This is a genomic window from Gluconobacter thailandicus F149-1 = NBRC 100600 (genome assembly GCF_000964465.1).
Classification (GTDB): Bacteria; Pseudomonadota; Alphaproteobacteria; order Acetobacterales; family Acetobacteraceae; genus Gluconobacter; species Gluconobacter thailandicus.
Map to the genome: position 1 here is coordinate 63,547 of NZ_BANH01000046.1, position 8,239 is coordinate 71,785.

Genomic DNA, 8,239 nt, shown 5'->3' on the forward strand with positions numbered 1-8,239 from the left:
AGACAGTCCACATCAAGACCAGCAATACCGATCAACCTGTAAGTTGGCCGTGGAACCAGTGAACCAGCCGACTATCTGTCTGGCTATCAGAAATGATCAGGACCCCATCCATGTTATCTCATCATCCTAAGCTGAACCGCAGATCATTTCTAATGGCCAGCGCAGTCCTTGCGACGACAACATTCGTGCGGTCAGCGAGCGGGCGAACCATCAAAGGGTTGGAGGGCCTGACAGCTCCTTTGGAGGTCTGGGAAGACAAATGGGGCGTCCCGCATGTCAAAGCAGCCTCCGTAGCAGATGCCTACTTTGCTAACGGCTATCTGGTCGCAAAAGACCGGCTCTGGCAGATGGATTTCGGACACCGTCAGTCTCTTGGCCGACTAGCAGAAGTTTTTGGGGATGCCTTCGTCCCAAGCGATGTGGCGAACAGACTTTTTCTGTTTCGTGGGGATGCAGACGCGGAACTGGCGCGTTACAGCTCAGTCGTGCAAGATTCTGCCAAAGCTTACGTGGCTGGGATCAATGCCTATATCCACACCCTGAAAGAGAATCCCGAAAACCTGCCGGCTGAGTTCGCGCTTTTAGGATACGAACCCCTGGAATGGACAGTTCAAGATCTGATCCGGGTCAGGGCCGAAGTGACGGGCAATACGGAACTGGAAATTCGTCGTGCCTGTCTCGCCGCACGCGGTGCGCTTGCCTATGACAGTTTGATCACGCCGCTCCAGCCAGCATACATTCCCACGCTATTGCCTGGGCTGGATGTTCACAGCATTTCAGAGAAAGATCTGGGTCACCTCAGGGTGCTACAGAAACGGTTGCCACTGGGCGAAATCCATGCCGCCACCCTTCAGGGCGATCCATCCCATCGGAAAACAAACGAGGGAAGCAACTCGTGGGTCATTGCGCCCAGCAGAACAGTAACCGGGCGCCCAATCCTGGCCAATGATCCGCATCTTGCATTCGGCGCTCCCGGCCCCAGGCATGTCATTCACCTGACAGCCCCCGGACTGGACGTAATTGGCGCGGGCTCTCCCGGAATGCCGGGAGTCATGCAAGGTCATAATGAACATATCGCTTTTGGCCGAACCAACTTTCACATTGATCAGGAAGATCTCTTCGTCCTTAGAACACGAGCCAATGACTCAAGCCAGTACTGGCATGCGGGGCAATGGCGAAAGATGGAGGAAGAGACCGTCAGCATCGCGGTTAGAAATGCAGAAGAACAGTCAGTAACGCTGCGTTTTTCTGCACAAGGACCTGTGATTTCCGAGGATATGGCGCGGAACCGTGCCGTCGCAGTGTCCGCAACATGGCTCTACCCCGGTGCTAACGGACTCCTGGCAAATATCGGGATCAATCTGGCTCACGACTGGACCTCGTTTTGCGACGCCTTGCATGCCCACACCAGCCCAACAAATTTTACTTATGCTGACCAGCAGGGAAACATTGGATGGCATGCCGCGGGAGGCCTTCCTGAAAGAGCGAAGGATCACGACGGCATGATGCCCGCGCCTGGCGATGGGCTTTATGACTGGAAGGGCCTCCAGCCACTGGAAAACCTGCCTTCAAGCTTCAACCCCGCAGCCGGATGGTTTGGAACGTCAAACCAGATGAATCTGCCTGTCGGCTATTCTCAGAAAAAATATAAAGTCAGTTACGAATGGAGCGAGCCCTTTCGGTATAACCGGGTGGCACAGGTTCTTGACGCAACCCAGCACACATCTGTGCAGGACAGCGCGAATTTGCAGCATGATACCCTCTCTCAACTGGCATTACGGGTCATTCAGCTTTTGCCTGAACAAAATGAGGGGACGAAATTTGCCTATCAGCTCCTGAAAAGCTGGAATGGAAGAGTAGATCGGGATAGCCCTGCGGCGGCACTATACGAGGTATGGTGGACACATATCGGCGCGGCCCTTTATGCCGCCACTATTCCATCAGAGCTTCACGATTTACTTCCTGGCCCCTTGAGTCCGTCTGTTCAGCTTGCCTTGCTCCAGACTCCCGACAGGACTTTTGGAAATAACGGCAAGACGGTCAGGGACAACATGCTCACCGAGTGCCTACAGAAGGCCGTTGCGGAGTTAACTGAACGCATCGGCCCACTGCCAGCATCCTGGAAATGGGGAACACTACATACCCTCAACATTGGCCACGTTCTGGAAAAGTTTGGGTCCACCCATAATCCATTCCCAAACATTGGGGGAAAAAATTATGGGAGTGGAGGAGACCCTTATACCGTGATGGCGCGATGGTATGACCCCGTCCATTCCTGTAAAAACCCGTATGCTACAACAGGCGGAGCCAGCTTCCTGATGGTCTGTGATATCGGGGAATGGGATAATTCTGTGTTTTTGAATTTTCCAGGCCAATCAGCGAACCCTGCAACAACGCATTATTCGGATTTTCTAGACGTCTGGCTCAAGGGCGACATGCAACCACTCTATTTTTCTTCCCAGAATGTCACAAAACATGCTGTCCGGCGATACATGCTCAGCCCCTGAAGGCATCTGTCAGACGGGGGAATATCTTTAGTTGCTAACCGGCTGCCCGTTCGTGAGCCAATGTCCTGCTGAGTTACAGACTGCCAGTGCTCCCATTCCGCGCGCATGCACTTCGCCAGGATTGCGGGCGTCGGGAACGTAAAAAACAGTGCCCGCCTCGCATCTTGCGGGAAGGGCCTCTGCGCGAAGCTGTGCTGGCCTGAAGCCCCCATTCTTGATGGCCAGATTACCATTCCGGTCACTGGAAAGTTGAACAGGCGGAATATTAGATGAATTATCGCCAAACGCTATTCCACTTGCCCCCGCTACATGCAGGCCCTTGCTCGCGCTGAGTGCTCCATCAATCATGGCGTCGCCCCTGATGGAAAGATTTTTATCAACCTGTAAATTTGTACCAATTTCGCGCACGCCGTTCGGTGCGAATGTTACCGACAGCCAGTTGTCTTTTTTGGGTCCTGACCAGAGGTTATCCGTTCCGGAAATACCTTGCCCAATAACGGATGACGAAGTCGCCGCTTTGATGTTTCTGGCTTGTGTTGAATCGGTCCCATCTTCTGTGACGACCTGATAACCTCCGGTTGCCCAGCACATATTATGGCTGACAATCATGCCAGGAGCACTGGAGTTCTTGTTGTGAGGAACCAACGTCATGCATGGGCTGATATTCAGGCCGCCAACAACATTGTTTCCGATCATCAGAACATTGCCGCCTACATAAAAAGGGCCCCATGTACTGTCCTGGTACCCAATCGCCGTGTTGTTCTCCAGCGTTCCCCCAAACATGTTCAGCAGGTGAAACCCGGTCCAGTTTTTATCAGATCGAAAGGAAACACCGTCGACATTTGTGTTGGTGATATGAACTTCACCGATATTATCGGCCAAGACGCCTCCAGAGGACGCTTCCAGGTAACTGTTTTGAATTTCGAGAGATTGACTGCCATTATTCTTGGAAAATTTGAAATACACCCCCCAACCTTGTCCCTCAAGTATGCTGAAATGATCCAAACCTATTCCCTGAACAGAGTCGTCAATATAGATCCCAGATCCGTACAAAACTGTCGTATCCCTGATACTGATATTGGCTGAATATATATTCTTTCCTGCACCGGATTGGTCATATGTTCCAGAAATATAAATTCCGGTACTGTTTCCCCATCCATTGAATGTTGAATTTTGAATCCGTATGGCGCTACTATTTATAATACGAATACCTTGGTGGAAACCTTTTGTAGTGACGTGATCCAGTACGCCTTGCCATTTCCCACCCACAAAAGAAAATGCTGATGTCGGATGAGAATAGTTATCCTGCGGAATAATTGCTTTCACATTCCTGATAGAAAAACTACTGGAAACTGCCCCTGAACTCCCAGAAAAAGAAAACAGGTTTCCATCTCCTTTGTAAAAAATAATATTGTTTCTTCCATCCAAATTAAAAGACTGCGCATCTTCCGGAATTGCTATGGTTTGGGAGACATAACAATTTCCTGTATATGTCAGTTGTTTCCCGGTTCTACTGGCAAACGTCACAGCTTTCTGAAAAGCGGCGGAGTCATCGGTCCCGGAACTCATGATTATTGAATTCTGCGTACTTGTCGGAGCCAGCTGCACATCACACCGGGCGCCGAAGTCCCTGACATCAACTGTTGCCTGACGTGAAGTGATGGCTGAATAGCTTGATTGAGGCTCAGCATAAGCAAGACTGGGCAACAGTATCAAACACGCAAAATATCTCTTCACGGTGTGTCTCTTTCATCCATGCCGTTCCGTCATAAACGCATTCGAACGGACAGATAGCAAAAGATTTTACACCACGGGGTTGAGACCTCTCTAACGAATAACTCGAGATACAGAGCTTTGAAACGATGTTACCGAGACACCTCACGATATCGAGCCAAAACCGCCCACCCCAGCGAGACAGCCAAAACGCTCAATGAAAAAGCTCCGGCCCACAGGAAAATTGCCGTTACCGGTTGAAACCAGAATGACATAAAAAGTGCGAGCAGGAGGCAGGCATAGCGCCCAATCCGGAAAATACTTGAAGGATTGCTCTGCTGCAACTTGGCGAAACGAAGCATTTTGGGCTCGCACAGAGCCTGCATGGCTAGCCCTGCACTACACAACAGAAAGCAGAGAAAAATCATCATAACCGACGAGCCACCTGAAGAGACACTAGCCCCAGCACAAGGGCACAAAGATCGGTGGCCGCAAATACTGTTGGGGCGTGAAGAATGGACACTCCGGACCGTGTAAGCAGGTCAAGAGGCGTAAGGAAGACTGACAACGCGCCCAGAACACTCAACTCTATTTTCCATCCTTGCCTCGAACGCCCATAAAAGCACAACAGCAGTCCCGCTATCGCGCTTACGCCCCAGACAACAAAAAAACTGTGGACCTCAGCCAGAGGCCGGGACGCCAGGGAAACAGGCAAAAGACGATTGGCCCAGAGGAAAGCCAGGGTGGCCAAGAGAAAACCCGGAATCGACCCGATGGCCAATCCTTCAGCAAGACGGAACATGATCCGTCCTCCCGACTGCTTACGGCGCTTCATCAGGAAAATGACCGAACCGCTCGCAAACATGACCGCTCCCATGACGCCGGACAAAAAATACATCCAGCGCAACCCCGATCCCGTCCACCGCGCGTAATGAATCCCCTCCATCAACTGCTGTGTATGTGTCACGGGTGTGGGGAGCAGAACATGACGCAGGAAATGCCCGTCAACCGGGCTGAAATCCACATGTTCACGCGTTAACAGCGGACCAGACATATCGGTCCGCGTGAACAGCATGCTATCCGTTAAAAAAAGGATTTGCCCGACCTGCTTATCCCCCAAGGTCTGCTCGGCTTGTGACAGCAACGGAGGCAGGGAAGGCAAAGGCGATACGCTCGGTTTTTCTTCTTCTGCGGAGACATCAGAATGTGAGCTGGGCGTGAAAAGAGTTTCAAACGAAGCGATATAAGACACTGGCGGAAAAATTGTACGGGCACGAATAAACGTTCCCGTATAGGCCATCATAATCGCAAAAGGCAGAAAAGGGACGCCAGCAACGACATGCACATCAAGCCAGGCTCTCAGTCTGGCGGCGAATGGCCTCAAAAGCAGAAGATCGGGGATCAGCCCTTTGAGGTGAATGATAATCCCGGAGCCAAGCGTGACCAGAAGGGCCAGACCAGCAACTGCAATGATGGTTTCGCCATACAGGCCAGTCCGCATCGTGTAATGCAGGTCATAGAAGAAGGTGCCCCCCGCAGTCTTTCGCGCAGCAATCTGCTCACCAGTCTGAGGGTTGAACGGCACATTCAGGAATTCATAGCCGTCATGATGCTGCACACGCATGAAAGGATCGCGCATTGAAGGCAGGGTGATGAACGGCTTTTCTCCCTGCTGCAGCAGATCGCGGACGGTAGGCAATGTGCGATCAAGAACCTGAGCAGAGAATGGCGCAGCTTGGGGAGGAACCTCCGGCTGAAGCCAGCGTGTTAGCTCGGTATCGAATACAGCCAGACTTCCAGTTGCAAAAACGCAGAAAAGAAGAAGGCCAGCAGCAAACCCAATCCATGCATGGAGCCATCCCATGCGGGTACGAAGATTATCTTGCATTAACGCTCAAACAGTAATCCAGATGCCGCAGCAATGCAGGCAATTCCAACAAAGACGGCACCACGCACCGGATTTTTTGTCCCGAAAGCGATCAGAAACAGTATCGGAAACAAGCCGATTGCAATCATCTGGCCAAAAATCACAGCATCATGTCGGGTACCAGGTCCCCAGTGAGGAGAACCCAAGGTCACAAAATGAGCAAAAATCCAGGCGAGAACGAGACTCAAAACCCCTCTGCCAATCCATTTAGGAGTAGGCGAGGGTGTGCGCTGTCGTACGGCTTTTCGGGTAGAGGCCCCATATGAGGACATCAGAAATCAGTCCGAGCGGTAAGCACGCCAAATTTGGGTTTGTCGCTGGCAGGCAGGTCATTTGCAAAATGCACCCACATGGGATGCCACTTTCTGGGTTCGTTTTTTTCTTGGGCGTCCAAATCTACCGTAATCAAGCGGCTTTGCGTCCCTTGGCAGGTTGTTAATCATCTTTCTTTATCACGAAAGAGCAACAAATTCAGTGACAAAAAATTGCCTGTCGGCATACCTAACAAATTAGAGCTCTCCCTGCATAAGGAAAGAGTTTATCCAATTAAAAGGATAGTTTCTTGATAACAAACAGTTTTATTGTGCACAACCAAGAACGATGCCCCGGTCGGTACCCCAAAAATATTTTTAGAGGAAAGACATTCTCGATAGTGCGCCCCAAAAGCACCCACCGCAAATCAATGATAAAAGTAGCGTCCGACCGTAACAAGTTCAGCTTCCTGCCAACTTAAGAACACACAATGGACTTTGACCTACGCTTTCCGACCCGCTTCAGCCGAGCCGCTACGCCGTGCGGGTTAAGGGCAATGGGTTGGTAGGCCGGGTCATCAAGCATGGAGACATAGTCTTCGTGGATTTACCTCTCGAACCTCGGGCTGATGTCGTTGTCGTGGCTCGTGTTGGCGATGAACTACGCGTCTCAAGCTGGATGCAATGCCCCTGACGGATAATCTACATGATCAAACGAACGGCCCTCTGCGTATCAACAAGCATATTTGCGACGATGCTGAAGGCTTCAACAGACAGGGTTGCTCCACAAAGAAAGCCACCCGGTACGAGGCGGCTGGGAGACAACTGCGATCACGTTATCCGATGATTCGGCACTTCAATGAAAACCATCCTGAAGGGCGTCAGGGAATAGCCTCCAACGACGCTTGTCCATCTTCCAATATCGTCCAGATTTCACTACGCACGCCATCCCTTCGCGCCAGGCGTTGGGTTGGCGTGCTCGGTACGCTTCTCGCCTTGAGAGGCAGTGACGTGTCGAGAATGAGACATGGCAAGAAGCATCAGCGCAACGAGCGCAATGCACCCGACCAGGATGATCCACCTATGCTTCATGACAATTCCCTGCTTTCCCTCCGGTTATAGCCATTAGAAAGGAGAGAGTTGGTAGACCTGCGCAGACACAAAAAAAACCGCCCAAAGGCGGCTTTTCTTTTGTCTTAGTGACATCTGAAGCGTTAGGCCGCTTTAAGACTCACAGCAGACATCTTTCCATTCCGGCCAGCTTCGAGCTCGTATGAGATCTGCTGACCTTCGTTGAGGGTATGGATGCCGGCACGTTCAAGTTCAGAAATGTGAACGAACGCATCCTGACCGCCATTATCTGGCTGAATGAAACCAAAACCCTTAGTTGGGTTGAACCATTTTACGGTGCCTGTTGCCATAACGAGGCTCCTTTATCTTACAGTAGCGGTCGTGCACAAAACACACACGAAGTCATAGCTTTTAAGGAGAAAAGGTGGCGCAGAAGGCGCCTACAACCCGGATAAAAGCATCCGCTGAGGAGAACAGTGAACCTTTTGCGGTAGCGATGCAAGGAAAAATGACATTCCACCAAAAGCACCTGATATTCTGCGTGTCTTTCTATTGGCAAATCCACACAGAATGTCGCCCTCAGTGTTCGGTACCTTCCCCCCAGAGTACTCCGCCTGAACCATCAACCAAAGGCGGCGTCACTTTTCCTTTCACAAGCCAGTACACGATACCCAGGGCTAACACAGCACCAGAAAGTGCAGCCATTTCCTGCACGTTGACGCCACTTAGGCTCAGGCCCCATTGATTTTTGTAGGGAATTTTGATTCAGG

Annotated in this window: 6 protein-coding genes and 1 pseudogene; 2 read left to right on the forward strand and 5 right to left on the reverse strand. The window is 51.2% G+C overall.

Annotated elements, in window-relative coordinates; genetic code table 11:
- Positions 1–152: 152 nt before the first annotated feature.
- On the forward strand, positions 153–2,507 hold the full coding sequence (locus B7444_RS12385; protein WP_007283789.1) for a penicillin acylase family protein: 2,355 nt from the start codon (positions 153–155) through the stop codon (positions 2,505–2,507).
- 27 nt (positions 2,508–2,534) lie between these two features.
- On the opposite strand, the gene B7444_RS12390 is transcribed toward B7444_RS12385, so the two are convergent.
- The 3 genes from B7444_RS12390 to B7444_RS12400 all read right to left on the reverse strand — a co-directional run bounded on the left by B7444_RS12390 (position 2,535) and on the right by B7444_RS12400 (position 6,108).
- A complete protein-coding gene (locus B7444_RS12390) occupies positions 2,535–4,076 on the reverse strand; it encodes a hypothetical protein (RefSeq protein WP_035730337.1) in 1,542 nt (513 codons plus the stop codon).
- A 296-nt stretch (positions 4,077–4,372) separates the two neighbouring features.
- On the reverse strand, positions 4,373–4,651 hold the full coding sequence (locus B7444_RS12395) for a hypothetical protein (protein WP_016738038.1): 279 nt from the start codon (positions 4,649–4,651) through the stop codon (positions 4,373–4,375).
- Positions 4,648–6,108 carry a PepSY-associated TM helix domain-containing protein gene (locus tag B7444_RS12400; RefSeq protein WP_007283792.1) on the reverse strand — a complete coding sequence of 487 codons (1,461 nt, stop codon included), beginning with the start codon at positions 6,106–6,108 and terminating at the stop codon, positions 4,648–4,650. The genes B7444_RS12395 and B7444_RS12400 overlap by 4 nt, the downstream gene beginning before the upstream one ends.
- Positions 6,109–6,936: 828 nt before the next feature.
- Here B7444_RS12400 and B7444_RS17205 point away from each other — a divergent pair.
- Positions 6,937–7,092 (forward strand): annotated as a pseudogene (locus B7444_RS17205) (S24 family peptidase); the annotation flags it as partial.
- Between the two features lie 242 nt (positions 7,093–7,334).
- Here the strand turns inward: B7444_RS17205 and B7444_RS16635 are convergent.
- Together B7444_RS16635 and B7444_RS12415 are read right to left on the reverse strand one after the other, a co-directional pair.
- The gene (locus B7444_RS16635; protein ID WP_155760689.1) at positions 7,335–7,490 is read right to left on the reverse strand and encodes a hypothetical protein; all 156 of its coding nucleotides are present in this window, start codon (positions 7,488–7,490) and stop codon (positions 7,335–7,337) included.
- Positions 7,491–7,612: 122 nt separating this feature from the next.
- Positions 7,613–7,819, reverse strand: a complete 207-nt coding sequence (locus tag B7444_RS12415) for a cold-shock protein (protein WP_007283797.1) — start codon at positions 7,817–7,819, stop codon at positions 7,613–7,615.
- Positions 7,820–8,239 lie beyond the last annotated feature (420 nt).